The sequence below is a fragment of the Corynebacterium sp. HMSC11E11 genome, assembly GCF_001807025.1.
Classification (GTDB): domain Bacteria; phylum Actinomycetota; class Actinomycetes; order Mycobacteriales; family Mycobacteriaceae; genus Corynebacterium; species Corynebacterium freneyi.
Map to the genome: position 1 here is coordinate 29,227 of NZ_KV787131.1, position 26,345 is coordinate 55,571.

24 protein-coding genes and 1 pseudogene are annotated in these 26,345 nt (G+C 69.6%); 17 read left to right on the forward strand and 8 right to left on the reverse strand.

The features are described 5' to 3' along the window. Positions 1 to 26 precede the first annotated feature (26 nt). The 6 genes and pseudogenes from HMPREF3121_RS04460 (at position 27) to ffh (ending at position 7,099) form a co-directional block, all read left to right on the forward strand. The gene (locus HMPREF3121_RS04460; RefSeq protein WP_070520220.1) at positions 27 to 944 is read left to right on the forward strand and encodes an ABC transporter ATP-binding protein; all 918 of its coding nucleotides are present in this window, start codon (positions 27 to 29) and stop codon (positions 942 to 944) included. After that, the gene (locus HMPREF3121_RS04465; RefSeq protein ID WP_070520223.1) at positions 941 to 2,026 is read left to right on the forward strand and encodes an ABC transporter permease; all 1,086 of its coding nucleotides are present in this window, start codon (positions 941 to 943) and stop codon (positions 2,024 to 2,026) included. The genes HMPREF3121_RS04460 and HMPREF3121_RS04465 overlap by 4 nt, the downstream gene beginning before the upstream one ends. A gap of 27 nt (positions 2,027 to 2,053) precedes the next feature. Continuing rightward, complete coding sequence (gene ftsY, locus HMPREF3121_RS04470) at positions 2,054 to 3,562, forward strand: signal recognition particle-docking protein FtsY (RefSeq protein ID WP_070520231.1); 1,509 nt, start codon at positions 2,054 to 2,056, stop codon at positions 3,560 to 3,562. A 123-nt stretch (positions 3,563 to 3,685) separates the two neighbouring features. After that, the gene (locus HMPREF3121_RS04475; protein ID WP_070520234.1) at positions 3,686 to 5,026 is read left to right on the forward strand and encodes an ammonium transporter; all 1,341 of its coding nucleotides are present in this window, start codon (positions 3,686 to 3,688) and stop codon (positions 5,024 to 5,026) included. A gap of 53 nt (positions 5,027 to 5,079) precedes the next feature. Next, positions 5,080 to 5,420 (forward strand): annotated as a pseudogene (locus HMPREF3121_RS04480) (P-II family nitrogen regulator). A gap of 71 nt (positions 5,421 to 5,491) precedes the next feature. Beyond that, complete coding sequence (ffh, locus tag HMPREF3121_RS04485) at positions 5,492 to 7,099, forward strand: signal recognition particle protein (protein WP_070520238.1); 1,608 nt, start codon at positions 5,492 to 5,494, stop codon at positions 7,097 to 7,099. A 21-nt stretch (positions 7,100 to 7,120) separates the two neighbouring features. Here the strand turns inward: ffh and HMPREF3121_RS12700 are convergent, their stop codons facing one another. Then, entirely contained in the window at positions 7,121 to 9,277 is a 2,157-nt protein-coding gene (locus tag HMPREF3121_RS12700) for an acyltransferase family protein (RefSeq protein ID WP_070520244.1), read from the reverse strand. Then, complete coding sequence (locus HMPREF3121_RS04495) at positions 9,274 to 11,403, reverse strand: acyltransferase family protein (RefSeq protein WP_070520247.1); 2,130 nt, start codon at positions 11,401 to 11,403, stop codon at positions 9,274 to 9,276. Before HMPREF3121_RS04495 ends, HMPREF3121_RS12700 begins: the two co-directional genes overlap by 4 nt. A gap of 276 nt (positions 11,404 to 11,679) precedes the next feature. Here HMPREF3121_RS04495 and rpsP point away from each other — a divergent pair, with 276 nt between their 5' ends. From rpsP to trmD, 3 genes are all read left to right on the forward strand, one after another. After that, positions 11,680 to 12,177: a 30S ribosomal protein S16 gene (gene rpsP / locus HMPREF3121_RS04500; protein WP_070520250.1), complete on the forward strand. Its 498-nt coding sequence runs from the start codon at positions 11,680 to 11,682 to the stop codon at positions 12,175 to 12,177. 229 nt (positions 12,178 to 12,406) lie between these two features. Continuing rightward, positions 12,407 to 12,958: a ribosome maturation factor RimM gene (gene rimM / locus HMPREF3121_RS04505; RefSeq protein WP_035120921.1), complete on the forward strand. Its 552-nt coding sequence runs from the start codon at positions 12,407 to 12,409 to the stop codon at positions 12,956 to 12,958. Between the two features lie 5 nt (positions 12,959 to 12,963). Continuing rightward, positions 12,964 to 13,836 carry a tRNA (guanosine(37)-N1)-methyltransferase TrmD gene (gene trmD / locus HMPREF3121_RS04510; RefSeq protein WP_070520368.1) on the forward strand — a complete coding sequence of 291 codons (873 nt, stop codon included), beginning with the start codon at positions 12,964 to 12,966 and terminating at the stop codon, positions 13,834 to 13,836. Positions 13,837 to 13,860: 24 nt separating this feature from the next. Here the strand turns inward: trmD and HMPREF3121_RS04515 are convergent, their stop codons facing one another. After that, complete coding sequence (locus HMPREF3121_RS04515; RefSeq protein ID WP_070520252.1) at positions 13,861 to 14,187, reverse strand: cupin domain-containing protein; 327 nt, start codon at positions 14,185 to 14,187, stop codon at positions 13,861 to 13,863. 99 nt (positions 14,188 to 14,286) lie between these two features. Between HMPREF3121_RS04515 and HMPREF3121_RS04520 the strand changes: the two genes are divergently transcribed. Further along, on the forward strand, positions 14,287 to 14,631 hold the full coding sequence (locus tag HMPREF3121_RS04520; protein ID WP_070520258.1) for a hypothetical protein: 345 nt from the start codon (positions 14,287 to 14,289) through the stop codon (positions 14,629 to 14,631). Beyond that, positions 14,628 to 15,338 carry a phosphatase PAP2 family protein gene (locus tag HMPREF3121_RS04525; protein ID WP_083291271.1) on the forward strand — a complete coding sequence of 237 codons (711 nt, stop codon included), beginning with the start codon at positions 14,628 to 14,630 and terminating at the stop codon, positions 15,336 to 15,338. The genes HMPREF3121_RS04520 and HMPREF3121_RS04525 overlap by 4 nt, the downstream gene beginning before the upstream one ends. Here HMPREF3121_RS04525 and HMPREF3121_RS04530 read toward each other — a convergent pair. From HMPREF3121_RS04530 to HMPREF3121_RS04545, 4 genes are read right to left on the reverse strand one after another with little or no spacing between them, the layout of a single operon-like run. Beyond that, the gene (locus tag HMPREF3121_RS04530; RefSeq protein ID WP_070520264.1) at positions 15,271 to 16,248 is read right to left on the reverse strand and encodes a DUF1648 domain-containing protein; all 978 of its coding nucleotides are present in this window, start codon (positions 16,246 to 16,248) and stop codon (positions 15,271 to 15,273) included. The two genes, HMPREF3121_RS04525 and HMPREF3121_RS04530, sit on opposite strands and share 68 nt — an antisense overlap. Position 16,249: 1 nt before the next feature. Continuing rightward, on the reverse strand, positions 16,250 to 16,621 hold the full coding sequence (locus HMPREF3121_RS04535) for a GntR family transcriptional regulator (RefSeq protein ID WP_070520267.1): 372 nt from the start codon (positions 16,619 to 16,621) through the stop codon (positions 16,250 to 16,252). Positions 16,622 to 16,627: 6 nt separating this feature from the next. Further along, on the reverse strand, positions 16,628 to 17,398 hold the full coding sequence (locus HMPREF3121_RS04540) for a hypothetical protein (RefSeq protein WP_070520268.1): 771 nt from the start codon (positions 17,396 to 17,398) through the stop codon (positions 16,628 to 16,630). Beyond that, complete coding sequence (locus HMPREF3121_RS04545; RefSeq protein WP_070520270.1) at positions 17,395 to 18,483, reverse strand: ATP-binding cassette domain-containing protein; 1,089 nt, start codon at positions 18,481 to 18,483, stop codon at positions 17,395 to 17,397. Before HMPREF3121_RS04545 ends, HMPREF3121_RS04540 begins: the two co-directional genes overlap by 4 nt. 79 nt (positions 18,484 to 18,562) lie before the next feature. Between HMPREF3121_RS04545 and HMPREF3121_RS04550 the strand changes: the two genes are divergently transcribed. The 3 genes from HMPREF3121_RS04550 to HMPREF3121_RS04560 all read left to right on the forward strand — a co-directional run bounded on the left by HMPREF3121_RS04550 (position 18,563) and on the right by HMPREF3121_RS04560 (position 23,143). Next, a complete protein-coding gene (locus tag HMPREF3121_RS04550) occupies positions 18,563 to 20,854 on the forward strand; it encodes a Tex family protein (protein WP_070520273.1) in 2,292 nt (763 codons plus the stop codon). A 19-nt stretch (positions 20,855 to 20,873) separates the two neighbouring features. Next, positions 20,874 to 21,224 carry a hypothetical protein gene (locus HMPREF3121_RS04555; protein WP_070520276.1) on the forward strand — a complete coding sequence of 117 codons (351 nt, stop codon included), beginning with the start codon at positions 20,874 to 20,876 and terminating at the stop codon, positions 21,222 to 21,224. 263 nt (positions 21,225 to 21,487) lie between these two features. Beyond that, positions 21,488 to 23,143: an HNH endonuclease signature motif containing protein gene (locus tag HMPREF3121_RS04560; RefSeq protein ID WP_070520279.1), complete on the forward strand. Its 1,656-nt coding sequence runs from the start codon at positions 21,488 to 21,490 to the stop codon at positions 23,141 to 23,143. Positions 23,144 to 23,149: 6 nt separating this feature from the next. On the opposite strand, the gene HMPREF3121_RS04565 is transcribed toward HMPREF3121_RS04560, so the two are convergent. Then, positions 23,150 to 24,142: a DUF1648 domain-containing protein gene (locus HMPREF3121_RS04565; protein WP_083291272.1), complete on the reverse strand. Its 993-nt coding sequence runs from the start codon at positions 24,140 to 24,142 to the stop codon at positions 23,150 to 23,152. 211 nt (positions 24,143 to 24,353) lie between these two features. Here HMPREF3121_RS04565 and rplS point away from each other — a divergent pair, with 211 nt between their 5' ends. From rplS to HMPREF3121_RS04580, 3 genes are all read left to right on the forward strand, one after another. Then, complete coding sequence (rplS, locus tag HMPREF3121_RS04570; protein ID WP_035120812.1) at positions 24,354 to 24,695, forward strand: 50S ribosomal protein L19; 342 nt, start codon at positions 24,354 to 24,356, stop codon at positions 24,693 to 24,695. Between the two features lie 100 nt (positions 24,696 to 24,795). Then, positions 24,796 to 25,629, forward strand: coding sequence for a signal peptidase I (gene lepB / locus HMPREF3121_RS04575; protein WP_070520285.1), 834 nt, complete (start codon positions 24,796 to 24,798; stop codon positions 25,627 to 25,629). A gap of 40 nt (positions 25,630 to 25,669) precedes the next feature. Continuing rightward, positions 25,670 to 26,314 (forward strand): ribonuclease HII, encoded by a 645-nt coding sequence (locus HMPREF3121_RS04580; RefSeq protein WP_070520371.1) that lies wholly within the window; start codon positions 25,670 to 25,672, stop codon positions 26,312 to 26,314. Positions 26,315 to 26,345: the final 31 nt, after the last annotated feature.

Here is a 26,345-nt window from a genome sequence, read left to right on the forward strand (position 1 = left end):
GAGCCGTCCGGGTATACGGTTGGGGCATGAGCATCATCGCCCGGGACGTGCGCAGGAAATTCGGCGACCACGTGGCCGTCGACCACGCCGACGTCGACGTTGCGCCGGGCCGGATCACCGGTTTGATCGGCCCCAACGGCAGCGGCAAGACGACGTTGCTGCTGGTCCTCGCCGGCCTGCTGGCGCCGGATGCGGGCAGCGTGGAGGTCGCCGGCGCCGATCCCTCCGTCGACGGTCCGGGGGCCCGGGCCCGCATCGGGTGGATGCCCGATCAGGTGGGCACGTGGGAGACCCTGACGTCGCACGAGATCGTCGCGAGCTTCGGCCGCCTCTACGGTCTGTCGCGCGGCGATGCCGATGCGCGGGCCATCGAGTTGCTCGCCGAGGTTGGGTTGTCGGAGTTCGCCGGGGCGCGCGTGCGCGTGTTGTCGCGCGGCCAGAAGCAGCGGCTGTCGCTGGCCCGGGCCCTCGTCCATGATCCGGCGGTGCTGCTTCTCGACGAACCGGCCTCCGGGCTCGACCCCGATTCGCGGGTGGCGCTGCGGCGCATTTTGCGGCGTCGGGCGGATGCGGGGGCGGCGATCATCGTCAGTTCCCACCTCCTGCCGGAGCTGGAGGAGATGGTCGACGACGTCATCATGATGCGCGACGGCCGCACCGTGCCGGCCGACTCCGACGCCCGGGCGCCCCTGTGGCGGTTGGCCGTCGCCGGGCCGGGCGAGGCGCTGCGCGGCTGGGCCGACACCGAAGACCCTGCGCTCGGCATCGTGCTGGGTGGCTCGGACCCCGGCGACGGGCCGGGAATGGAGTGGGCGGATTTCTCCGCCGAACCGCAGGAAGCGTCGGCGGCGTTGGCCCGCGCGCTGGCCGCCGGAGTGGTGGTGGCGTCCTTCGGCCGCAGAACGTTGGAATCCCGATACCTGGAATGGGGTGCGCGACGATGAACGCGATGCGAGAGGTGCTGTCCCTCGAATTGACGCAGCGGGCCCGGTCGACGAGATGGCGGGTGCTGCTGGTCGCCTGGTTCGTCGTGCTCGTGGGCACGGTGGTGCTGCAGACGCTGTTCTTCGATTCGGTGGGCCCGGGCGTGATGGGCGACGAATCCACGTGGACCCGGTCGTCGGCGGAGGCCATCGCCACCGGCACGCTGCTGTTCGTGCTGCTGGTGGGCCTGCTGGTGGCGCCCGCGCAGACGGCGACGTCCATCAACGGAGACCGCCGCGACGGGGTGCTCGCCCTCGTCCAGGCGGCGCCCGTGTCGACCTGGGCGGTGGCCGTCGGCAAGCTCCTGGCCGCCTGGCTGGCGTCGCTGGCCTTCCTGCTGGTGTCGCTGCCGGTGCTCGTGTGGACGGTGATCCGCGGTGGCCTGACATGGTGGGCGCTGCTGCTGGGCGTGGCCGTGGTGGCGCTGCTGTTGCTGGCGGTGTCCGGCATGGGGTTGGGCTTGTCGGCGCTGACGCCGCGGACCGCGTCGTCGACGATGCTGTCCTATCTCATCGTGGCGGTGCTCACGGTCGGCCTGCCCCTGGTGTTCGCGCTGTCGATGCCGCTGACCGAGCACCGCGAAACCCGCCAGGTCGCCTACCTGACCAGGTACGACGACAATCTCGACCTCGACGACCCGGCCAGCTGGTGCCGCGAGGAGGTCACCCCGGTGTCGACGATGGACACCCGTTCCATCGCATGGCTGCTCCTGCCCAATCCCGTCGTCGTGCTTTCCGACGCCTTGCCCCATTCCGGAGACGCCCCGGGGGTGACCAACATCGTGCGCAACGTCGTGGACCGGTCCTTCCGGGCGCCCGAGAGGCAGCCGGAGACGTGCGCCGAGCTTGCCGAATCGATGCGGGAGTCGGGCGGCGACCCGATCCTCCAACCGGCGTCGGATCCCGGCAACGGCGCGCCGGGCTGGAAGTGGGGGCCGGGTTTGGCGGTCAACCTGCTGCTCGGCGGGGCCGGCGTCGCCGTGGCGCACCGGCGGTTGAAGGTGCCCGCGGGCGAGCTGCCCAAGGGAGTGCGCATCGCCTGACGGGCGCGAACCTGCAAGACTGGGGTCATGACGGTTACGCAATGGATCATTCTCGCCGCGGTTGTCGTGGTGCTGCTGCTGGTGATTCTGCTTCTGGTGGGCCTGGCCCGCCGGAAGAAGAACACCATCTCGTTCGAGGAGAAGAAGGCTCCCGAACAGCTGACTCAGCAGGAAAAGTCCGGCAATTACCAGGCCCAGGGTGGTTTCAACTTCGCCCCGGCCACGCCGACGACGAAGCCGGAGAAGCAGCCGGACCTGCTTCCCGGCCAGGAGCTGGGCACCCCGCCGGCGAAGCCGACGCCGCCGACCCCGCCGGTGCCGCCGCGTCTGGAGGAACCGGAGCCCGAGCCCGAGCCGGAGCCGGAGCCCACGCCTGAACCGGTCGCCGAACCGGAGCCGGAACCGGAACCGGAGCCCGAGCCGGAACCCGAAGTCGAGCCCGTCGAGACCGAGGTCATCGAACCGGAGCCCGAGCCCGAGCCCGAACCGGAACCGGAGGTCGTCCGCGAGCCGGTCGCCGACACCGCCCCCGTGGAGGATCGTCCCGCCGACGTTCCCGACGAGGAGACCGAGGCGGTCGCGCCGGTCGAGCCGGAGCAGAAGCTCGACGACATCGAGCCGACCGAGGGCCGCATTTCCCGCCTGCGCGGTCGTCTGTCCCGTTCGCAAAACGCCATCGGCCAGTCGGTGCTGGGCATCCTCGGCGCCGGCGATCTCGACGAGGACGCGTGGGAGGAGATCGAGGACACGCTGATCATGGCGGACCTCGGCACCGCCGCGACGATGAACGTGGTGGACAAGCTGCGCGAGCGCATCGCCTCCCGCGGCGTCGGTTCCGAGGCCGAGGCCCGCGCCCTGCTGCGCGAGGTGCTCATCGAAGAGTGCGGCCCCGACATGGACCGTTCCATTCGCGCCCTGCCGCACGAGGGCAAGCCGGCCGTCGTGCTCGTCGTCGGCGTCAACGGCACGGGCAAGACCACCACCACCGGCAAGCTCGCCCGCGTGCTCGTCGCGCAGGGCCACGATGTTCTGCTCGGCGCGGCCGACACGTTCCGCGCCGCCGCCGCCGACCAGCTGGAGACCTGGGGCCGCCGCGTCGGCGCCACCACCGTCCGCGGACCCGAGGGCGCCGACCCGGCGTCCATCGCGTTCGACGCGGTGGCCAAGGGCATCGACGACCAGGCCGACGTCGTCCTCATCGACACCGCCGGCCGCCTGCACACCAAGACCGGCCTGATGGATCAGCTGGGCAAGGTCAAGCGCGTCGTGGAGAAGAAGGCCGCCGTCGACGAGGTGCTCCTGGTCCTCGACGCCACCGTCGGCCAGAACGGCCTGATGCAGGCCCGCACGTTCCGCGACGTCGTCGACATCACCGGCGTGGTGCTGACCAAGCTCGACGGCACCGCCAAGGGCGGCATCGTCTTCCAGGTCCAGCGCGAACTCGGCGTGCCGGTCAAGCTCGTCGGCCTCGGCGAGGGCGCCGACCACCTGGCGCCCTTCGAACCCGAGGGCTTCGTCGACGCGCTGCTGGGGTAACATCCGCGAAACATGAACCCGCCGATCGGTGACGGAAACGTAACCGGTCGGCGGGTTCCGTCGTAACACGGCCGTTGGATCATCATCTCGTTCCCGACACCGACAAGGATCAAAGGAGACGTGATGACACCGGATACGGTTGCGCTCAACTCCGGAAACGCGGCATGGATGCTCGTTTCCGCTTCGCTCGTGCTGCTGATGACGCCGGCCCTGGCCATGTTCTACGGAGGCATGACCGGCCGTCGCGCAGTGCTCAACATGATGATGATGTCCTTCGGGGCGCTCGGCGTGGTCGGCGTCGTCTACGTGCTGTGGGGCTGGTCGATGTCCTACGGACCGACGTCGTGGGCCGGCATCGTGGCCGACCCGTTCGAGCAGTTCGGCTTGGCCGGGCAGATCACCGATGATGCCGGCCGATACATCGAAGGCGCCAACGGGTACGCCAACGTCATCGACATCGGCTTCCAGCTGACGTTCGCCGTCATCTCTACCGCGCTGATCTCCGGCGCGCTGGCGGGGCGCGTGAAGTTCGGCACGTGGCTGGTGTTCAGCGGCCTTTGGGCGACGTTCGCCTACTTCCCGATGGCCCACATGGTGTGGGGCGGCGGTTTGCTCGGAGAATCCGCGTCTTCGCTGTCGGCGATGCTCTTCGGCACCGTCACCGAAGGCGGTGAGACCGTCGCGGCCGTCGCGCCGATCGACTTCGCCGGCGGCACCGTCGTCCACATCAACGCCGGCATGGCCGCCCTGGTGCTCGCCCTGGTCGTCGGCCGCGGCCACGGATTCGGCCGTGAGGCGCACCGGCCGCACAACCTGCCGCTGGTCATGAGCGGCGCGGCCCTGCTGTGGTTCGGCTGGTTCGGTTTCAACGGCGGCTCCGCCTTCGCCGCCGACGGTCTCGCCGGCCTGGCGTGGCTCAACACCACCGCGGCCACCGCCGCGGCGATGCTCGGCTGGCTCGTCGTCGAACGCGTCCGCTACGGCCACTTCACCTCGCTCGGCGCGGCGTCGGGCGTCGTCGCCGGTCTGGTCGCCATCACCCCGGCCGCCGGTGCGCTGACGCCGGTGACCTCCCTGATCCTCGGTGCCGTGGGCGGTGCGCTGGCGTGCCTGGGCGTGTCGCTGAAGTACCGCTTCGGTTTCGACGACTCGCTCGACGTCGTCGGCGTCCACCTGGTCGCCGGCCTGTGGGGCACCGTCGGCGTCGGCCTGCTGGCCTCCGGCGAGGGACTGCTCACCGGCGGCGGCGTTTACGGCCTGAAGCTCTTCGCCATCCAGGTGATCGTCGCGGTGGTCGCGATGGCCTTCAGCGGCATCGTCACCGTCGTCATCGCCCTCGGCCTGAAGGTGACGATGGGCTGGCGCATCGACGAGGACGACGAACGCGGCGGCGTCGACGACGCCGAGCACCGCGAAACCGCCTACGACGGTTCCACCGCCATCCCCGTCACCCTGACCCGCTGATCCACCGACCCTCCGACCCGCGGAGAAACGCGGGGGAAAAGGAAATCACCGACATGAGGCTCATCACGGCGATCATCAAGCCCACCACGCTCGAGGACGTCCGGGCGGCGCTGGAGGAACTGGGCGTCTCCGGCCTCACGGTCGCGGAGGTCCGCGGCTTCGGCGCCAAAAGGGCCAGGTCGAGGTCTACCGCGGAACGGAGTACCTGGTCGACTTCGTCGAAAAGCTCCGCCTGGACGTGGTCGTGCCCGATGACCTGGCCGAGGCCGCCCTCGACGCGGTCGCCGAGGCGGCCCGCACGGGCTCCATCGGCGACGGCAAGGCCTGGGCCACCGAGGTCACCGGCGCGGTGCGGGTGCGCACCGGCGAACGCGGCGAGGCCGCCCTGCGGTGATCGGCCGGTCGGCGGGTATGGTGGGAAAGCCATGTCCATGACACCGACACCATCAGGGAGATCGACCACCCGTGTTTGAATCACTCTCCGAACGGCTCACAGGGGCACTGAAGGATCTTCGGGGCAAGGGGCGTCTGTCCGAGGCGGACATCAACGCCACCGCCCGCGAGATCCGACTCGCCCTCCTCGAAGCCGACGTCTCCCTGCCCGTGGTGCGCGCCTTCATCAAGCGCATCAAGGAGCGCGCCGCGGGCGCGGAGGTCTCCCAGGCGCTGAACCCGGCGCAGCAGGTCATCAAGATCGTCAACGAGGAACTGATCCAGATCCTCGGCGGCGACACCCAGCGGCTGCGCCTGGCGAAGAACCCGCCGACGGTGATCATGCTCGCCGGCCTCCAGGGCGCCGGCAAGACCACGCTGGCCGGCAAGCTGGCCAAGCACCTGGCCGGCCAGGGACACACCCCGATGCTGGTGGCTTGCGACCTCCAGCGCCCGGGCGCCGTCCAGCAGTTGCAGATCGTCGGCGAACGCGCCGGCGTGCCCACCTTCGCGCCGGACCCCGGCACGTCGATGGATTCCCACGACCACGAGATGGGCACCTCCCACGGCGACCCCGTGGCCGTCGCCCAGGCCGGCATCGAGGAAGCCAAGCGCATCCAGCACGACGTGGTCATCGTGGACACCGCCGGCCGCCTGGGCATCGACGAGACCCTGATGACCCAGGCCCGCGACATCCGCGACGCCATCAACCCGGACGAAGTCCTCTTCGTCATCGACGCGATGATCGGCCAGGACGCCGTCGTCACCGCCGAAGCCTTCCGCGACGGCGTCGACTTCACCGGCGTGGTGCTGACCAAGCTCGACGGCGACGCCCGCGGTGGCGCGGCCCTGTCGATCCGCGAGGTCACCGGCAAGCCGATCATGTTCGCCTCCACCGGCGAAAAGCTGGAGGACTTCGACGTCTTCCACCCGGAGCGCATGGCCAGCCGCATCCTGGGCATGGGCGACATGCTCAGCCTCATCGAGCAGGCCGAGCAGGTCTTCGACCAGAAGGAAGCGGAGAAGACCGCCGCCAAGATGGGCTCCGGCGAGCTGACGCTGGAGGACTTCCTCGAGCAGATGCTCATGGTCCGCAAGATGGGGCCGATCGGCAACATCCTGAAGATGCTGCCCGGCGGCGCCCAAATGTCGGAGATGGCCGACATGGTCGACGAAAAGCACCTGGACCGCATGCAGGCGATCATCCGCGGCATGACCCCGGCCGAGCGCAACGACCCGAAGATCCTCAACGCGTCGCGCCGCAAGCGCATCGCCGCCGGTTCCGGTGTGTCGGTCAGCGAGGTCAACCAGCTGGTCGACCGTTTCTTCGAGGCCCGCAAGATGATGGCCCAGATGGCCGGCCGGTTCGGCATGCCCGGCGGCCGTCCGTCGAATCGCAGGAACAAGAAGGGCCGCAAGGGCAAGAAGGGCCGGGGCCGCGGTCCGACGCCGCCGAAGGCGATGCGTCAGGGCGGCATGCCCGGAATGCCCGGCATGCCCGGAATGCCGGGCATGGGCGGCGGCGGAATGCCGGACATGTCCGAGCTGCAGAAGATGATGAAGAACCAGATGCCCCCGGGCATGGAGGGCATCGACCTGGACAACCTGGACTTCGGCCAGGGCGGCGGGGGCCGGAAGTAGAAGCCCCCGGCCGCCCGGCGGTCAGCGGCGCTCGAGTTCGTCGAAGATCGGCTCGAGCTCGCGGGCCAGCAGCGGCTGGAGGGAATCCGCGTAGGCCACGCTGAGGTGGTTGGAGTCGCGGTAGACGATGATGTTGCCGACCACGGCGGGGCAGTGGTCGGGCAGGCAGATGGCGTCCGACATGTCGATGGACCAGCCGTGGTCGAAGCCGTCCAGCAGGCGTGCGGCGGGGTCGCGGTCGGCCAGGCCCTCGTCGCGGGCGATGCCGCAGGCCTTGGCGGCCTCCGCGGCGTCGGCGTCGTCGCGCCAGTTGACCTTGCGTTCGGCGAGGCATTCGGGGGCGTTGGTGGGGGTGCCGTCGTCGTCGACGAGCCAGGGGTTGCTGCGCAGTCCCACCATCGGGATGCCCTCGTCGTCGAGGAATCGGAAGGCCGCGGCCATGCCGGGCGCGAGTTCGTCGGTGCCTTCGCCCCAGTCGCCCCTGGCGCGGGTCGAGGTGGTCACGACCAGGTCGGGCCGTTCGAACGCGATGCGTCCGAGGACGTTCTTCGACCATTCGATGCAGTCGTCGTCGGAGCCGTGCAGGGGAGTGTCGAGGGTGATCACGCAGCCCTGACGGGTGACGGGGATGAGCCGCCAGCCGCGGTCGCGGGCGATGCGGTCGAGGACGCTGCTCCACTGTTCGGAGTGGGAGCTGCCGATGAGGAACATGGTCCTCTTCCCGTGCGGGTCGCCGTAGACGCAGGGTTGGCCGGCGCCGGGGCCGAAGCGTTTGCCGTCGGCCATGTGCGTCGGTTCTTCGTCGGCGTAGGTCATGCAGCCTTCTTCCGCCGTGATCGGGTAGGCGTCGCCGACGTATTCGGGGGCGGGCCTGGGTTCGAGGCCGCGGGGGACCGGGTAACCGTCGCTGAGCGCGCGGGCGCCGGGGTAGGCGATGGGGTCGAGGTGGGTCGCGGCGGAGGCTTCGGCGCGGCGGGTGTATTCCTGGCCGAGGCCGAGCAGCGACCCGTACATCGCCACCAGCACGACGGCGGCGACGGCGCGAGTGGCTCCGGGGCCGGTCGCCAGGGAGCGCAGGCCCGCGCGGAGCCGCCGTTCCCCGACGAGCGGCCGCAGGGCCTTCTGCATCAGGGGCTTTTCGACGAAGCGGTGCGTGAGCCACGCCAGTCCGAGGGACGCGGCGATGACGGCGGTGCCGATGCCCGCATCGACCTCGTCGAGTCCCAGCGCCGACATGGAGATGATCAGCAACGGCCAGTGCCACAGGTACAGGGCGTAGGCGAGGTCGCCGAGCGTCGTCATGAATCCGGATTCCAGGAACCGGGACATGAAGCCGGCGCCTCCGCCGAGGATGACCAGTGCCGCGCCGCCCAGGGGCCACAGCGTCCACGGCCCGGGGAACTCTGCGGCGCCGTCGAAGAGGAATCCGGTGGACACGATCATGGCCACGCCCAGGACGGGCAGGGCGGGGGCGATGAGGCGGGGCGTCGCAAAGCGGGCGACCGCCAACGCCAGCAGACCGCCGGCGGCGAGCTCCCACATGCGCGACCAGGTGGAGTAGTAGTTCTGGCCCTGGTCCTGACCGTGCAGGACGGTGGCGTACCAGAAGGACGCGACGGTGGCCGCGACCAGCAGCGGCGCCATCACCGTGGCGACGCGCGGGCGGGCGTGGGTGGCGCGCAGCACGAACGCGATGGTGGACACGATGAGGATGCCGAACAGGTAGAACTGCCCCTGCACCGACATCGACCACAGGTGCTGCAGCGGCGAGACCTGCGCCGACGCCGCGGCGTAATCGGCGCCCTGGGCGGCCAGCACGATGTTTTGCACGTACAGCAGCGACGCCGGCAGCTGGGCGGCGATTTCGCCGTTGATCAGCGCCGGCGCGAAGGCCAGGACTCCGGCGGTGGTGGCGGCGACGACGACGATGAGCGACGGCAGCAGCCTGCGGATGGTCCGCCACAGCGAATGCCAGACGTTGATCGACCGGTCACCGCGATCGGCGTTGCGCATCTGCGAGCCGAGGAAGAAGAACCCCGACAACAGCAGGAACACGTCGACGCCGCCGGAGACCCGGCCGTCGAACACGTGAAAGACCACCACGAGGGCGATGGCCAGGCCGCGCAGCCCGTCGAGGTCGTGACGGTACGCGCCCGTCGATGCATTGGCCGTGGTCATTCGGAGTCCTCCCTGGTGCGGCCGGTGCGTTCGATGTCGTCGAGGATCGGGGCCATGCGGCGCTTCATTTCGGCGGACATCGTCTGCGCGAACTGGTCGGACAGGTGATTGTCGTCGCGGTAGACGTAGATGTTGCCGATGACCGCCGGACAGTGGACGGGGCCGCACAGGACGTCGGAGAAGTCGAGGGGGTACCCGCCGGGCAGGCTTTCGAGGATGCCGTGAGCCGGGTCGCCGGGGGAGAGCACCCGTTCGCGCAGCGGTCCGCACGTGACGGGGTCTCCGCCGGCGGCGACGCAGTCGGTGGCGCGGTACGGGCCGTCCGCGTCGTCGATGAGCCACGGGGTGTCGCGGATGCCGACGACGGGGATGGACATGTCGGTCAGCGCCCGCCAGAAGTCGACGTAGCCGTCGGGGGTGTAGTCGGTGTTTTCGAACCCGGGGCGACTGGAGGTGGTGACCACCAGGTCGGGGCGAACGTCGGCGAGGTGGGCGACGACGGCATGCGACCAGTCGGCGCACCGGTCGCTCATGTCCCACACGGGCGACAGGAACGTGGCGCAGCCGGGCCGGAGGATGACCTCGAGTCGGTAACCGTTGTCGCGGGCGACTTCTTCGAGAGGGGAGAACCACTGTTCGGAGTGGGAGCCGCCGACGAGGACGATCGATTTGTCGGAGTCGACGTCGCCGTAGACGCAGGGGGACTCGTCGGTGTAGCGTTTGACGGTTTCGATGTGGTCGGCGTCGTCGCCGGATTCGGACAGGCAGCCTTCCTGGGCGGGCAACGGCCACATGTTGTTGATCAGGTCCTGGCCGGGGCGGTAGGGCACGTCGTCGGGCACGGGTGCGCCGTCGGTGACGGCCCGGGCGCCGGGGTAGGCGGCGGGGTCGAGGACTTCGGCGCGGGCGAGTTCGATGCGGTGCTTCTGCACGGGGAAAGCGGCGAGCATCGTCAGGGCGAGCAGTCCCAGCGCGGCACCCGCCAGCGCGCGGCGTCGGGCTGCGGGCTCGGTGCGCAGGTCGGCTCGCGCCCGGCGGACCGGGTGGTCGCCGATCTTCGGTCGCTTGCCCTTCATCATGAGGGGCTTTTCGACGAAGCGGTGGGTCAGCCACGCCAGCACCAGAGAGGCGGCGATGACGGCGGAGCCGAGCTTTTTGCCGGGGGCGTCGGCGCCGACGGCGAGCAAACCGAGGATGAGCAGCGGCCAGTGCCAGAGGTAGAGGGCGTAGGCGATGTCGCCGAGTCGGCGCATGGGGCGCGAGGCCAGCCACGCGGAGACGACGCCCGTGCCGCCGCCCAGGACCACCAGTGCGGCGCCCAGCAGGGGCCACAGCGCCCAGGGGCCGGGGAACAGTGCGGCGCCGTCGAGGAAGAACCCGGTGGCGACGATCATGGCCACGCCGATGGCGGGCAGCCAGGGCTTGAGCTTCGCGGGGATCGGCATGGCGGCGGTGACGTAGATGAGCAAACCGCCGGCGGCGATTTCCCAGATTCGCGACCAGGTGGAGTAGTAGTTCAGGCCCTGCGACGTCCCGTGGAGCCACGTGGCGTAGCCGAAGGAGGCGACGGTGGCGACCAGGAGGATGGGCGGCATCACGGAGCGGACGGTGCGAGGGGAATTGCGCCTGCGCAGCACGAACGCGATGGCGGACACCAGCAGGACGGCGCCGAGGTAGAACTGCCCCTGCACCGACATCGACCACAGGTGCTGCAGCGGGGACACCGTCGACCCGGCGACGGCGTAGTCCTCCGCCTGGCGGGCGAGGACGATGTTCTGCCGGTACAGGACGGAGGCCGACAACTGGCCGGCCATCGACGGCGATTGCAGCTGGGGGAACCAGGCGATCGCGGCGGCCGTGGTGGCGGCGAGAACGACGATCAACGCGGGCAGGAGGCGGCGGGCGGTGCGCCACAGGGAATGCAGCGGGTTGATCGATTGGCCGGGCCGGTCGGCGTTGCGGATCTGCGCGCCGAGGAAGAAGAAGCCCGACAGCAGCAGGAACACGTCGACGCCGCCGGAGACGGTGCCGCCGAACACGTGGAACAGCACGACCAGCGCGATCGCCAAACCGCGCAGACCGTCGAGGTCATGGCGGTACGCGCTGGCGCGGTCGGGCGTGTTCAGTTGGCACCTCTGCGGATGTTCGGGCTGGTCGGTGACGCTGGCAGGATAACAATTCGATGTAGGTGGGCGTCGGACCGGCCGCTTTTTGGAGGTGCGTGCCGCCGCTGGTATCGTCTTCGGGGTTGTCCGCGCGCCGCGTGGGCACGCTGCGGTTCGTCGGACCCGACCACGGTCGACCGATGGTCACCCGCAGATCAATCCAAGGGCAAAACCGGCCCCCGCCGCGAATGCGGGGGTGTCACAAGAATTGCCCCGTGACCGAGAGGAAGACGCCACATGGCCGTCAAGATCAAGCTTCAGCGCATCGGCAAGATCCGCACCCCGCACTACCGCGTCATCGTCGCCGACGCCCGCACCCGTCGTTCGGGTCGCGTCATCGAGAACATCGGCATCTACGAGCCGAAGTCCGAGCCGTCCGTCATCAAGATCGACTCCGAGCGCGCCCAGTACTGGCTGTCCGTCGGCGCCCAGCCGACCGAGCCGGTTCTGGCCCTGCTGAAGGTCACCGGTGACTGGCAGAAGTTCAAGGGCCTGCCGGGCGCCGAGGGCACCCTGAAGGTGGCCGAGGAGAAGCCGTCGAAGCTGGACCTGTTCAACCAGGCTCTGGCCGAGGCCAACGAGGGCCCGACCGCGGAGGCCATCACCGAGAAGCGCCGCGCCGCCAAGGAGGCCGCCGAGGCCAAGGCCGCGAAGGAGGCCGAGGAAGCCGCCGCGAAGGAGGCCGCCGAGGCCGAGGCCGCCGAGGACGCTCCGGCCGAGGAGGCCGCCGAGTAATTCGGTTGCTTGACGCCGTCACCCATCGGGTGGCGGCGTTTTCGCATGTCCGGGGTAGCATTTTCGCCCATGGCCCCGGCACGTTGCCGTCGCTGCTGGTCGGCGAGCGCGCACCCGAACGGTGTCCGTCGACGGTGGCCGCGTGACGGATCTTTGACCCCGGCGCGATAGTCTGGGGCGCGTGAGCCAGAAGAATTCGGGAAACCAGGGCGGCGCCGGTGGCGACCTCGTGCAGATCGGCCGGGTCATCAAGCCCCACGGCGTGCGCGGCGAGGTCGTCGTCGACGCGACCACCGACGATCCGGAGGGCCGCTTCGCGGTCGGGGCGGTGCTCGTCGGCAAGCAAGCCGGACGCGAGCGCGAGCTGACCGTGAAGTCCATGCGCCCCCACCAGGGGCGTCTGCTCGTCTTCTTCGACGAGATCCCGAACCGCAACGACGCCGAAACGCTGCGCGGCATGCGCTTTTTCGCGGCGCCCGTGTTCGACGACGATGAGGCCTACTACGACCACGAGCTCATCGGACTGCGGGTGCTCGACGTCGGCGACGTCGACGAGGACACCGCCAACGCCCGCGCGTACGAGGGCCAGCTGCCGGAGCCGGAGGACATCGGCGAGATCGTCGGCGTCATCCGCAACCCCGCCCAGCGTCTGCTCGAGGTGCGGCTGGACGACGACGGCCGCGACGTGTACGTGCCCTTCGTCCACGCGCTGGTGCCGATCGTCGACGTGGACAACGGCGCGGTCGTCATCACCCCGCCGGAAGGACTGCTGGAGCTGTGACCGCCATGCGCCTGGACGTGGTGACCATCTTCCCGGACTACCTCGACCCGCTGCGCCACGCTCTGCTGGGCAAGGCGATCGAGAAGGGCATCCTCGAAGTGGGGGTGCACGACCTGCGCCAGTGGGCGACCGGCGTGCATCAGGCCGTCGACGATTCGCCGTACGGTGGTGGCCCCGGCATGGTCATGAAACCCGACGTGTGGGGCCCGGCGCTCGACGACGTCGCCGCCGGCACCGGTCCGGCCGCGCGCGCGGAGGCCCTCGATTCGGCGATGCCGCACCGCGGGCAGGCCCGGCACGACGAGCTGGCCGGTCTGCCGGAGACGTCGTCGTACCCGGAGGCCGCGGGCGCGGGCGAGGACGTCGCAAAGCCCCTGCTCGTCGTGCCGACCCCGGCGGGCGCCCCGTTCACGCAGGACATGGCGCGGCGCTGGTCGCACGAGGAGCACATCGTGTTCGCGTGCGGGCGCTACGAGGGCATCGACCAGCGCGTCGTCGACGATGCCGCGCACCGCTACCGGGTGGAGGAGGTCTCCATCGGCGATTACGTGCTCATCGGCGGCGAGGTCGCGGTGCTGGTGATGGCCGAGGCCGTCGTGCGTCTGGTGCCGGGGGTGCTGGGCAACCGGCGCAGCCACGAGGAGGACAGCTTCTCCGACGGCCTGCTGGAGGGCCCGGGCTACACAAAGCCGCGGGTGTGGCGGGGCCTGGAGGTGCCGCCGGTGCTGCTGTCGGGCAATCATGCGAAGGTCGACCGGTGGCGGCGGGATCAGGCGTTGCTGCGCACCGCGGCCCGTCGGCCCGAGCTGCTCGACGACGTGGACCTGTCGGCCCGGGACCGCAAGACGCTTGACGACGGCGTCAGCCCGGAGGAGTAGCGCCCGGGCCGGTGGGGTGCGCCGCTAGGTCGACAACATGAGCAGGAAGATCGCGTCGCGGTGGTCGGCGTGGACCGAGTGGACGACGCCCTCGGGCACGTGGAGGACGCGGCCCGGCTTGAGGTGATGGTCGCGGTCTTCGACGGTGAACGTCAGGCAGCCCTCGATGACCTGCACGGTCAGCGGGTGGGGTGCGTGGTGGTCGTCGAGGCGTTGTCCCTTGGCGAAGGTGAACACCACCATCGTCGCGCCGTCGGCGGTCAGGACGCGTGTGGCGGCGGGGAAGTCGCCGTCCTTGGCTTCGGGGGCGGCGTCGAGGACGTCGATGAAGGTTTCGGGAGTGTCGGTCATGGGTGCTCCGGGGGAGGGCTCGGTGCGGATCCTCGAGCCTTAAGTGGAATGGCAGATACTACAATAGGTGGGATCCGGGCGACGTGCTAGACAGTTCCCATGACCCGATACCAGACCATCACGCGCGCGCTGTTCGACCCGGAGGATCTCCCGGCCATCGGCGAGCGCATCCTCGCCGAGTTCGCGTCCCTGAACCTGACCGTGGTGAAAAACCGCGTGGTCATGCCGTTGGCGGGGGAGGACGGCGCGGTCGACGCCCAGGCGGAGTCGCTCATGGACCGGTGGTTGTCGATGAGGTCGCAGCCGCCGACCGTCGAGAAGCTCCATGCGCTGCACATCGTGGCCGACGGCCCGGCGGCCCTTGAGTCGGAGGTCACCGAGGCGGTCGGCCGCGGTCTCGGCGAGTCGACCCCGTGGGTGGGCGAGACCACGGTGATCGAATGAGCCGCGTGTCCGTGGCCCGGCCGTCGCACGTCGTCGGGTGGGTCACCGCGTTGGTGGCGTTGGCCTGGTTCGCGTCGACGTCGACGGGGGCGGAGATGGACGTGCGTTTCGCCGAGTGGGTGCGCGATCTGCGGGCCGGGGCGCTCGACGGTGATCTCGACGGCGCGTTCATGGGCGTGACCGAGGTGTTCCGCCCGCTGTTCGTCGCCCCGGCGACGCTGGTGGCGGCGTTTTTCCTGTGGCGGCGCCTGCGGGCGATGGCGCTGCTGGTGCCGTTGGCGTTCGCGGCGTCGATCGCCATGACGTACGTGATGAAGTGGCTGCTCGACCGGGATCGTCCCGCTGGCCCGTTGCGCCTGTCGGAGTTGCCGGCGCTGCACGACGGCGCCTTCCCGTCGGCGCACGTCGCGGGTGTCACGGCCACCGGCATGGCGCTCATCCAGGTGCTCGCCCCGATGGTGCGCCGTGGCCTGGCCGTCGCGTTGAAGTGGGCGGTCGTCGCCTTGATCGGCGTCGTCGCGTTGAGCCGCGTGTGGGTGGGGGCTCATTGGCTTTCCGACGTCGCCGGCGGATTGGCGGCCGGTGTGGTGGGCCTGATCATCGCGTTGCTGATCATGCGGTCGGCTCCGGTACGGCGGATCACTGCAGGCGCCGCAGGTACGCCTGCGCCAATTCCGCTCCCCGGGCTGCGTCGTCGACGCCGATGAAAAGCGCCTTTCCCGTCGCCCTGTCGATGCGCAGGCCCTGTCCTCCGCGCAGGAGGATCGCGGTGCCTTCGCCGCCGAGGCGGTAACCCCAGCCGCCCCAGTCCGCGGCCTTGAGCTCGACCGCGGTCACCGAACGGATGTCGTCGATGGGGACGTGGCCGCGCGGGAGGCCGGGACCGAGCGACCACCGCACGCCCGTGGCGTCGATGCGGACGCGGACGACGGCGAAGATCCACGTCGCCAGGGCGACCAGTGCGGCCGATGCGCCCAGCACGATGGCCAGGTCGGTTTCACCGCCGCGGATGGCGAATGCCGCGGGTATGGCGGTGACGGCCACCGCGAGAGCGAGAATGAGAAGCATCGTCGACGAGGCCCGGCCACGGCCGAACCAGGCCGCGTGCGTCGATTCGGTGACCTCCACGGGCGCGGCGGCGGGGACGGTGCCCTCCGGTTCGGCGGGCGGGTGGATGAACGTCGCGACGAGCACGCCCACGACGATGCAGGCGACGAAGGCCGCGATCGTGCCCGGCATGGGCAGCGTCGCCTCCGATGCGTCGGACATGCCCGTTTGCGGGTGGGCGACGGCCACCATCAGCAGCGGGGCCAGCGCGATCGATCCGGCGCCCACCCCCGACACGATCCGGCCGGTGCGAGTGGAGGAGACGCCGGTCATGGTCAGGGCGCCGAACACCACGGCGGTGGCGACGGCGGCGCCGACGGTCGCCGCGATGAACGTGCCGGGGGAGATGAAGCCATCGGCCCGCCCGTCGAACGAAAAGTGCGTGGCCATGGGGTCGGGCAGTCGGGGCAGCACCCACAGTCCCCAGACGGCCGCGGCGAAGGTGAGCAGAAGGGGCCCCGCGATCATCGCCGCGGTGAACCGGAGGCGGGCGGTGGTTGCGTCGGTCATGTCAGCGCACCCCCCGGACGGTGAGGCCGGCGATGAGGTCCGACATGGGCACGGATGCGTCGCGTGCCGCGGCGGCGAGACGATCGAGGGCCGTTTCCACCGCCCCGTGCCCGGCGATCTCGGCGTCGGAGGCGGCGCCGGCGATGACGGTGGCGCCGCGGCCCCGGCGCAATTCGACTATTCCGTCGTCGCGCAATTGCCGGTACGCGCGCAGGACGGTGTTTTTGTTGAGGTCCAGGGAGTCCGCGAGGTCGCCGGCGCTGGGCAGCTTTTCCCCGATTGCGACGTCGCCGTCGTGGATCGATCTGCGCAGCGCCGCGACGAGCTGCGCCCACAGCGGCGTCGTCGACGCGGAGTCGAGGTGGATGAGCATCCGGGATCACAATTCCTTTCGGTTGAATGATGCGATGCCGAGGGCGATGGCCGCCGCGATGACCGCGATGGTGACCCCGATCGCGCCCGGTTCGGCCGAGGCATCCTTGGCGGCGAGCACTCCTGCCGGGCTCCACTCCATCAGGGGCGGCCACATGCCGGCGACGGCCATCATCGCGAAGTACGCGATGCCCGCCGCGGCAGCACCGAGCGACGACGCGCCCGCCCCCGACGCAGCCATGGTCACGGCGATGACGGACAGTGCGAACAGCAGCCACAGCGCGGTGCCGGTCACGGGGGCGGCGATGCCGGATGCGGAGATGCCGTCGAAAAGCAGGGAGGTGACGGCAATGACGAGAGCCGTGGAGGCGACGGCGACGATGCATACGGTTACCGCCACTGCCGTGAACGCCGACGCCCACAACCCCGTGCGAGAAACGCCCCGGGCGAGGATTGGCGCCGCCGTGCCACGGGCGACGTCGGCGGACACGGCCGAGGCGGCGACGACTGCCACGATGACGATGATCAGCTGCGTGAGGTTCGACGCCCATTGAGCCCACGCGTCGGCGGGTGTTGGGTCCGGCAGTGCGGACACGTCGATGGGAATCATTTGATCACCGCCGATAATGCCGCCTAGGATCTCCGGCAGGTACCGCGCGGTGACGGGGGAGAGCACCGCGAAGAACACTGCGGCGCCGACCAGAGCCCACGTCGCCCACGAGGCGCGCAGAGCGCGGAATTGTCGGCCGAGGAGGACCACCATGGTCGTGGTGCTCATCGTGCACCTCCCATCGCGGTGGTGAAGGCATCGTCGAGGGCGCCGCCGGGTGTGACCCTGACGTGATCGAAACCGGCATCCGCCAACGTGCCCTTGATGTCAGTGCCGGCGGGCGCCCGGAACGTTGCGGTGACGCGCTCGGGATCCCCAAAGCGCGCGACCAATTCCGTCAATGTGCCCGTGGCGAGTATTCGGCCGCGCCCGAGGAACGCCGCCCGGTCGCACACCGCCTCGACGTCGGCCATGGAATGGGTGGAGAAGCACACCGTCGCCCTGCCGCGCAGCGATGCGATGACGTCTAGCACCTCGCGGCGGGCGATCGGATCGAGCGCCGACGTCGGCTCGTCGAGCACCACGATTCCCGGCGTCGCGATGAGGGCCTGCGCAATTCCCAGCCGCTGCCGCATGCCGCGCGACAGTCCCGAAATAGGCCTGTGCACCGACTGCAACCCCGACACCTCCAGAGCTTCGGCGACGCGCTCGTCGAGCTCGTCGCCCTCGAACCCCTCCAGGCGCGCGGACAGCCGCAAATACTCCGCTGGGGTCAGCCACGGGTCGAAGGCGGGGACGTCGGGAAGATACCCGGCCTTTCCGTCGAGCTTCACGACGCCCGCGTCCGCACGGGCCAGGCCCATGAGAATGCGCACCGCCGTCGTCTTGCCCGAGCCATTCGGCCCGAGGAAACCGAAGACCGACCCGTGCGGCACCGTGAGTGAAACGTCGTCGAGGACCACGTGATCCCCGTAGCTCTTGCTCACCCCGTCGAATTCGATGGCTGGACCGGGCGAGGGGGCCCGGCCCTCGTACCTGGCCAGAAGCGTCGTGCCGGGCCGCACCGTTGGGCCGTCGTCGCGCCGCTCGCCCCATTCCCGGCCGACGGCGAAGAAGATGATCGGCCCGATGCCGTTGGCCAGCAGAATGACCAGCGTCCATGCCCACGGGGGCAGGAGCTTCACCCGTTCCCGCGGCGTAGTCGCCAGGACGGCGAGCGCAGCGACGATGAGGATGACCTGCACGGCGGCAATGGCCCCCAGGGCCACCTGGAGGCCCTGCGGCAGGTCCCGGAATTCGTTCAAAGTGGCCATAGTGCTATCTACACTAGCACATTGCTTCGTTGGCGGGCCGTCGTCAAGCATGCGGGGCCGGGCCACTAGACTCGCCGGAATGATCGAGACCACCATCGCCCGCGAACTCGGGGTGGACCAGGCGCACGTCGCCACCGCCGTGAAGCTCCTCGACGAGGGCAACACCGTGCCCTTCATCGCCCGCTACCGCAAGGAGGCCACCGGCGGCCTCGACGACGGGCAGCTGCGCACCGTCGAAGAACGCCTCACCTACCTGCGTGAACTCGAGGACCGCAAGACCGTGGTGCTCAAGGCCATCGACGAGCAGGGCAAGCTCACCGACGACCTGCGCGCCCTGATCCAGGCGTGCGACACGAAGGCGCGGTTGGAGGACCTCTACCTGCCGTTCAAGAAGAAGCGCCGCACCAAGGCCGACATCGCCCGCGAGGCCGGACTCGAGCCGCTTCTCGACGACCTGCTGCGCGACCCGTCCGCCGACCCGGCGCAGGTGGCGGCCGGATACGTCACCGAGGGATTCGCCGAACCGAAGGACGCGCTGGCCGGTGCGCGGGCGATCCTCGTCGAGTCGTTCTCCACCGACGCCGACCTGGTCGGCGACGTGCGCGAGCGGGTGTGGTCCACCGGATCCGCGGCGGCGAGCGTCGTCGAGGGCAAGGAGCAGGCCGGCGCGAAGTACCGCGACTACTTCGACCACGTCGAGCCGCTGGAGACCATGCCGGGCCACCGCGTGCTCGCGGTGCTGCGCGGCGAGTCCGAGGGCATCCTGCAGCTGGGCATCGACGCCGGCGACGACGCGGTGTACGAGGGCATGGTCCGCCGCGCCTTCGACCTGCCCGAATCCGAGTGGGTCGACCAGGCCATCCGGTTCGGGTGGCGCACCAAGCTCGAGGTGTCGGCGGCGCTGGACGCCCGCATGCGCCTGAAGGAGCGCGCCGAGGCCGAGGCCGTCGAGGTCTTCGCCCGCAACCTGCGCGACCTGCTGCTGGCCGCGCCCGCCGGCCAGCGCGCGACGCTCGGCCTGGACCCGGGGTTCCGCAACGGCGTCAAGTGCGCGGTGGTCGATGGCACCGGCAAGGTGCTCGACACCGCGATCGTGTACCCGCATCAGCCGCAGAACAAGTGGGGCGCCGCCCGCGACGCCCTGGCCACCCTGTGCGCCACCCACCGCGTCGAGTTGATGGCCGTGGGCAACGGCACCGCCTCGCGCGAGACCGAGCAGCTCGCCCGCGAGGTCGCCGACCTGCTGGTCAAGGCCGGGGGAGCGCGCCCCGAGCCGGTGACCGTGTCGGAATCCGGCGCTTCGGTGTACTCGGCGTCGGCGCTGGCCGCGGCGGAGTTCCCCGACATGGACGTGTCCCTGCGAGGTGCGGTGTCCATCGCGCGCCGACTGCAGGATCCGCTGGCGGAGCTGGTGAAGATCGACCCGAAGTCCATCGGCGTCGGCCAGTACCAGCACGACGTGTCGCAGACGAAGCTGGCGCACACCCTCGATGCGGTCGTGGAGGATGCGGTCAACGCGGTGGGCGTGGAGGTCAACACCGCGTCGGCGCCGCTGCTGGGTCGCGTGGCCGGCGTGAGCTCGACGGTGGCGGACAACATCGTCGCCTACCGCGACGAGCACGGCGCCTTTTCGTCCCGCAAGGAGCTGCTGAAGGTGCCGCGCCTGGGGCCGAAGGCCTTCGAGCAGTGCGCGGGCTTCCTCCGGGTGCGGGGCGCGGACAATCCGTTGGACGCCTCGGCCGTGCACCCCGAGTCCTATGGCGTGGTCGACCGCATTGCGGCGGCGACGGGTCTGGGCGTGGCGGAGTTGATCGGCAATACGCGGGTGCTGCAGGCGTTGGACCCGCGGGATTTCGTCGACGAGGCCGCCGGCGTCGGCGTGCCCACGGTCACCGACATCATCGCCGAGCTGGACAAGCCGGGCCGGGACCCGCGTCCGGAGTTTAAGACGGCGACGTTCAAGGAGGGCGTGGAGAAGGTATCGGACTTGACTCCGGGCTTGATCCTGGAGGGCACGGTCACCAACGTCGCCGCGTTCGGTGCGTTCGTCGACGTCGGAGTGCACCAGGATGGCCTGATCCACGTCTCGGCGATGAGCAAGGGCTTCGTCTCCGACCCGCATGAGGTGGTCAAGTCGGGCCAGGTGGTCACGGTGAAGGTGATGGACGTCGACGTCGACCGTCAGCGCATCGGCCTGTCCCTGCGTCTCGACGACGAGCCGGGCGAGAAGCCGCAGCGTGGCGGGCGCGGCGGCAATCGGAGTCGCGGCGGCAAGCCCCGCAAGTCCCGTAATTCCCGTGGCTCCGGTTCGGGCGGCGCGGGCGGCGGTTCGATGGCGGATGCCCTGAAGCGCGCGGGTTTCGGCGGTTAAGCGGGCGTAGCCTCGGGGCATGGCTTCTTTCACCACTCACCTCACCGCGTTGCTGGATGCGTCGCGGTGGGGGGACGTCGAAAAGCACATGCGTGCGGCCCTGGCGGATGCGGGGTTGTGGAACGACGGCATCGACGTGCGCATTCAGCGCAACTACTGCGAGGAGGACAACATGCTCCTCGACCAGCATTTGGCCACGCACGAGGCGCCGCCGACGGTCGAGGAGATTCACCTGATCCGCGTCCGGTCGTCGGGGGAGCCGTTGGGCGGGCTCGTCGGGGTGGAGGCGGATCGGGCGATCACGAAGGCGCTGGTCGGCGCGTTGCCCGAGGGAACCAGCTGGTACGGGACGACCGTCGGCACGGATTAGCGTCGGTTGGGGTCGGTTTTGCTTGACGACGGCCCGTCGGTGGGCGTTCGGCCCCGCGTGGCGCCGCTCTGTGCGATGCGCATGTGGCTGATGGTGTGAAAAGAGTTCGAATCGTTATTCTGTTTTCGATGGAATTGAGTCGAACGTATGTATCATGAGTGGTGAAGGCGGGGCAGGGGAGGCTCCGCATCGGAGCAGATCAGATTCGGCGATCACGTTGAATACCGTCATCAAGCAGTGCATTCGGCACCGGGGGAATCGATATGGCGTTCGATATGGGAGCGACCGGCAATCATCACGACACCAACCACGACACCAACGACATGGGCCGCGACGCCCGTGCCGGTCGCGACGACTGCGCCGAGCAGCCTCCGCCGCGGAAACGGTGGGCCACCGAGCGCGACGAACCGGCGACCAACCTGGCCCGGGCCCGCAATCTCAACGAGCTGGAATTGGCCATTGCCGTCACGCCGGAAGGCGATGTCGATGTCGCTTCCCATGCCGCATCGGTGGCGATGCGGATCGGAGGCGGCAAAGCGCGTGCGATGGACTACTGCGACGTGGGACTCATGTTGCGGCACATGCCGAAGCTCCTGGAACCGTGCCGGTCGGGAGCGTGGCCGTTGTGGCATTTGACCAAGATCGCCGATGCCATCGTGGCCGTCTCCGCTGAGCATCTGCCCGACGTCGAGGACCGGATCCTCGACTACCTCACACCGCGCCGGGATTTCCAGGCGCTGCCCGGAATCCGGGTCTTCGCCCGCGAATTGCGCCGCATCGTCGAGTCCGTCGAACCGGTGTCCACGCCGCCGGATGAGGACGAACATCATCCGGCCACGGGTGAGTCATATGGGACCGACAACGGATACCCCGGTGAATACGGCGAGCTCCGGGCGATCCTGCGCAAGGACCGAATGGCGGAGTTCGACGCCACGGTTCGCGCCATCCGCGATTCGAAGATCAAGGCCGGATACGAGTGTTCCTTGGCGGACGCGCTGATGGCGATGTGCCGCGGCGATTTCGCCGGGGCGACGGTGACGCTGAACGTCTACGCGGACGGCAACGCCGACGACAACGAACTCCGGCTCTGGCTTGACGGGGCCGGGTGGTTGTCGAAGTACCTCACCCGCGAGTGGTTGGAGCGGGCCGACAACGTCCGCTTGTCCGCCGATTCCCGCACCGAAGGTTACGTTCCCACCGATGCGCAGAAGGCGCGGGTGCGGGGCCGTGACGGCGGGTGCAGGTTTCCCGGGTGCGAGGTGCCGGCGCACAGGTGCCAGCTCGATCACGTCATCAACTACGGCCCGGGCGAGACCGACACGTGGAATCTGCAGTGCCTGTGCCAGCACCACCACAATCTGAAGACCAGCAGGCACTGGCACGCGGAGATCCACCCCGACGGGACGGTGACCTGGGCGGATCACACCGGTGAAGTGTTCGCGACGACCGTGCCACATGGGCCGATCGCCCACATCAAGCGGCAGACCTTCGATCAGCGCGCTACGCGGCTGACCAGAACCATCCGGGCCGCCAACCACGCGAAGATGCGGGCTGCCGCAGTCTCGGACTTCGCTGCGGGACAGGCGGAGAACCAGCCGCACAACTCTGAAACCGATGCCGCCCGGGAGGCGTACCTCGACGACCTGTGGCTGAACTCGCCCGCGAAGAAGAGCGACGAGTGGGGCGAGTGGAATGAGCGGGAGGCCTGGGACGACTCGGACGAGTGGGACGACTGGAAGGCGGGCGGTTATCCCGATGAGGCGGATGACCCGGATGCGTGGGACGAATGGGCCGGCCCGTGGGACCACTGCCCGGAGGACAACGACCCCCAGGCGATGGAGCGGTTGTGCAAGATCGATCCCGCCCTCCGCATGAACCCGGGCAATCTTCGTTGGGAGGGGGCGGCGAAGGAGAGGTAACCCGAGCTACCCGTGGAGGCGATCCAGGCGAGCGTTGATGTCGCCGGCGATGGCGTCGGCGGTCCCGTCGGGAACGACGATCGTCCAGTTCGTGGTGGTCGTGTCGATGTCGATGGCCTCGCCGGACCGCGACGCCACGGCGATGCGCTTGCCCCTGTCGCTGCTCGGCCCCGAATAATCGACGACGCGAATGCCGACCCCGCCCGAATCGCCCCAGTCGTAGCGGGACGGGCGGGCGGCGGTGATGGTCTCCAGGGGAATCGTTTCCCAGATCAGGGCCCGCAACCGCACCGCGTCGTCGTCGACGCGCAGCCGCACGACCATCGTCTGCGCCAACAACGGCACGCACAAGAACAGCAGAACGGCCAAACCCGGCGAAATCAACGCGGACGCGGCGGAGGCCACCACCCACACCGCCAGCAACACCTTCATGCCCGTAGCGGCTCCCGTGCGCACCTCTTCGGAATGCTGTCCGCGGGGGAGCGCCGGATCCGGCGCTTCCTGCGCGGCGACGGCCGTCGGCTCCCGCAACACTGCCGCAACGGCCACGCCGACGAGCAACCCCGCCACAGTGCCGCCGATGGTCCAGACTTCCCCGATCACGACTCCCTCTGCCGTCGCCCGATCCAGCTGCGGCATCACGAGATCCGGGACCATCCCCGCCATGAACCCGGCGAACGTGGTCGCCACGGGCCCAAGGGTGCGCCGAAGAATGCGGGGGTAGCGCCGCGCCGAACCGAGCAGGCCCATCACCAGCACAATCGGCACGGTCACCACCACCAGCACCACCAGCAGCGTCGTCAGCGAGCCGAAACCATCGGCCCCGCCGCCCGCGCCGAAGTGCACGGCGACGGGGTCGGGCAGCCGCCCCCGCACGGACGCAGCCCACCACACGACGCCGACCACCACGATCAGGGGAAACGCCACGAAACCGGCCAGGGCGGCACCATCCCAACGGCCGTGCGGGTCGGGGCGCCGGGACGTCGTCAAGCCATTCATGCCCCCAACACTGCCATGGCGCCGTCAGATTTGGCTCCGACCTGGGCTTCATGACATACTGTCCCGGTTGATCGCGGGTCCGCCGTTGCCCAACGAGGCAGCGGGGAGCGTCGCGACGGCTGAACATGTTTCGGGCACGAACCGGCCGAGCGCCCAACGGGAAGAGCCGCCAGGGTCCTCTGTCCAGCACAGTAGATAGGAAACCAATTCCATGAACATTCTCGACAAGGTTGATGCCGCGTCGCTCCGCGACGACATTCCCGACTTCCGCGCCGGTGACACGGTCGAGGTCAACGTGAAGATCGTCGAGGGCAAGACCGAGCGCATCCAGATGTTCAAGGGTGTCGTCATTCGCCGCCAGGGCGGCGGCGTCCGCGAGACCTTCACCGTCCGCAAGATCTCGTTCGGCATCGGCGTCGAGCGCACCTTCCCGGTCCACTCCCCGAACATCGACTCCATCAACGTCGTGTTCCGCGGTGACGTCCGTCGCGCCAAGCTGTACTACCTGCGCAACCTGCGCGGCAAGGCCGCCCGCATCAAGGAGAAGCGCTGAGCACCGTCCGTGCTTTGCGACGGCGCCGGTTCCACCGATTCGGTGGAGTCGGCGCCGTCGGCGTTTTCGGGCCGGTGGTCGGCGCGTATAGTCGCGAAGCATGACCGAGGACGATCCCACCGCCGGCGAAACCAGCCCCACCGGGAAGAGCTGGAGGCCCTCCGGGCACCGCGACACCGCCGATGCCGATGCCGCCGACACCACCGACCGTGACGGCGACGACGACCGGGGCGTGCGGACGCCGTGGTGGATCGAGATTCCGATCATCATCGTCATCGCCCTGCTGATTTCCGTGGGCGTGCAGACGTTCGTCGGGCGCGTGTACCTCATCCCGTCGGAGTCGATGCAGCCGACGCTGCACGGCTGCGAGGGGTGCACCGGCGACCGCATTTGGGTGGACAAGTTGTCGTACCGGTTCTCCGAACCCGAGCCGGGCGACGTGCTGGTGTTCAACGGCCCGCCGTCGTGGGACGACACGTTCGTCAACCCGCGTTCCACGAATCCGGTGATCAACTCGATGCAGACGTTGGGCAGCTGGATCGGCGTCGTCGCGCCGAACGAGAACGCTCTGGTCAAGCGCGTCATCGCCACGGGCGGGCAGACCGTCCAATGCCGCGAGGACGATCCGGGGATCATGGTCGACGGCAAGCTCGTCGACGAGTCGTTCACGCTGGCCCCGCCGCAGAACCCGATCGACCCGACCGTCGGTTCCGAGGCCTGCGGTGGCCCGTACTTCGGGCCGATCACCATTCCCGACGATCACCTGTGGATGATGGGCGACAACCGCACCAACTCGCTGGATTCCCGCTACCACCTCGGCGACGAATACCAGGGCAGCGTGCCGGTGGAGTTCGTCGTCGGCAAGGTGCAGGCGATCATCCTGCCGTTCAGCCGCATCGGCGGCGTCGATGACCCGGACATCCAGGGCCAGTAGCCTTCGTCCCGCGCTCGTCGACGATCTGCCGCGGCCGACGCTGCGCAGGCTCGCCCAGGACCGGATGTACGAGGTGGCCCTGGACAAGCGCGGGTTCGGTCCGGTCGCCGGGGTCGACGAAGCGGGGCGGGGCGCCTGCGCCGGCCCGATCGTCATCGCCGCCTGCGTGTTGCCGCGCCGCACCATCCCGGAGCTGGCGGCTCTCACCGATTCCAAGGCACTGTCGCCCGCGGCCCGCGAGCGCCTGTTCCCGATCATCCGACGCTTTGCGACGGCCACGTCCACCGTCGTCATCTCCGCCGGGGAAATCGACGCCCGGGGCATCCAGCACGCGAACATTTCGGGGATGCGGCGGGCCGTCGCAAAGCTCCCGGTGCGCCCGGGGTACGTGCTCACCGACGCGATGACCGTGCCCGGGCTGGAATCGCCCCATTTGCCGATGATCGGGGGCGACGCGGCGGCCCGATGCATCGCCGCCGCGAGTGTCGTCGCAAAAGTGACGAGGGATCGCATTATGTTTGAGCTCGATGCGCAACTGCCGGGTTACGGTCTGGCCGGGCACAAGGGCTACGGCACCGCCGCGCACATGGCCGCGGTGGAGATGCTCGGCGCGAGCCGGGAACACCGGATGAGTTACGCCAACGTGGCGGCGGCGCACCGGCGCCACCGCCGACAAGATGCATGAGACGACCGCACCGCTACCGAGGGGAGACGCT

Excerpts from the sequence above, each read along its gene's own strand:
- HMPREF3121_RS04550 (WP_070520273.1), top strand. The coding sequence starts at position 18,563 with ATGATCGAGACCACCATCGCCCGCGAACTCGGGGTGGACCAGGCGCAC.
- rplS (WP_035120812.1), top strand. The coding sequence starts at position 24,354 with ATGAACATTCTCGACAAGGTTGATGCCGCGTCGCTCCGCGACGACATT.
- HMPREF3121_RS04540 (WP_070520268.1), bottom strand. The coding sequence starts at position 17,398 with ATGAGCACCACGACCATGGTGGTCCTCCTCGGCCGACAATTCCGCGCT.
- HMPREF3121_RS04515 (WP_070520252.1), bottom strand. The coding sequence starts at position 14,187 with ATGACCGACACTCCCGAAACCTTCATCGACGTCCTCGACGCCGCCCCC.
- HMPREF3121_RS04465 (WP_070520223.1), top strand. The coding sequence starts at position 941 with ATGAACGCGATGCGAGAGGTGCTGTCCCTCGAATTGACGCAGCGGGCC.
- HMPREF3121_RS04565 (WP_083291272.1), bottom strand. The coding sequence starts at position 24,142 with ATGAATGGCTTGACGACGTCCCGGCGCCCCGACCCGCACGGCCGTTGG.
- HMPREF3121_RS04530 (WP_070520264.1), bottom strand. The coding sequence starts at position 16,248 with ATGACCGACGCAACCACCGCCCGCCTCCGGTTCACCGCGGCGATGATC.
- ftsY (WP_070520231.1), top strand. The coding sequence starts at position 2,054 with ATGACGGTTACGCAATGGATCATTCTCGCCGCGGTTGTCGTGGTGCTG.
- lepB (WP_070520285.1), top strand. The coding sequence starts at position 24,796 with ATGACCGAGGACGATCCCACCGCCGGCGAAACCAGCCCCACCGGGAAG.
- HMPREF3121_RS04535 (WP_070520267.1), bottom strand. The coding sequence starts at position 16,621 with ATGCTCATCCACCTCGACTCCGCGTCGACGACGCCGCTGTGGGCGCAG.
- HMPREF3121_RS04525 (WP_083291271.1), top strand. The coding sequence starts at position 14,628 with ATGAGCCGCGTGTCCGTGGCCCGGCCGTCGCACGTCGTCGGGTGGGTC.
- HMPREF3121_RS04555 (WP_070520276.1), top strand. The coding sequence starts at position 20,874 with ATGGCTTCTTTCACCACTCACCTCACCGCGTTGCTGGATGCGTCGCGG.
- HMPREF3121_RS04560 (WP_070520279.1), top strand. The coding sequence starts at position 21,488 with ATGGCGTTCGATATGGGAGCGACCGGCAATCATCACGACACCAACCAC.
- HMPREF3121_RS04520 (WP_070520258.1), top strand. The coding sequence starts at position 14,287 with ATGACCCGATACCAGACCATCACGCGCGCGCTGTTCGACCCGGAGGAT.
- HMPREF3121_RS12700 (WP_070520244.1), bottom strand. The coding sequence starts at position 9,277 with ATGACCACGGCCAATGCATCGACGGGCGCGTACCGTCACGACCTCGAC.
- HMPREF3121_RS04460 (WP_070520220.1), top strand. The coding sequence starts at position 27 with ATGAGCATCATCGCCCGGGACGTGCGCAGGAAATTCGGCGACCACGTG.
- HMPREF3121_RS04475 (WP_070520234.1), top strand. The coding sequence starts at position 3,686 with ATGACACCGGATACGGTTGCGCTCAACTCCGGAAACGCGGCATGGATG.
- HMPREF3121_RS04545 (WP_070520270.1), bottom strand. The coding sequence starts at position 18,483 with ATGGCCACTTTGAACGAATTCCGGGACCTGCCGCAGGGCCTCCAGGTG.
- rpsP (WP_070520250.1), top strand. The coding sequence starts at position 11,680 with ATGGCCGTCAAGATCAAGCTTCAGCGCATCGGCAAGATCCGCACCCCG.
- trmD (WP_070520368.1), top strand. The coding sequence starts at position 12,964 with ATGCGCCTGGACGTGGTGACCATCTTCCCGGACTACCTCGACCCGCTG.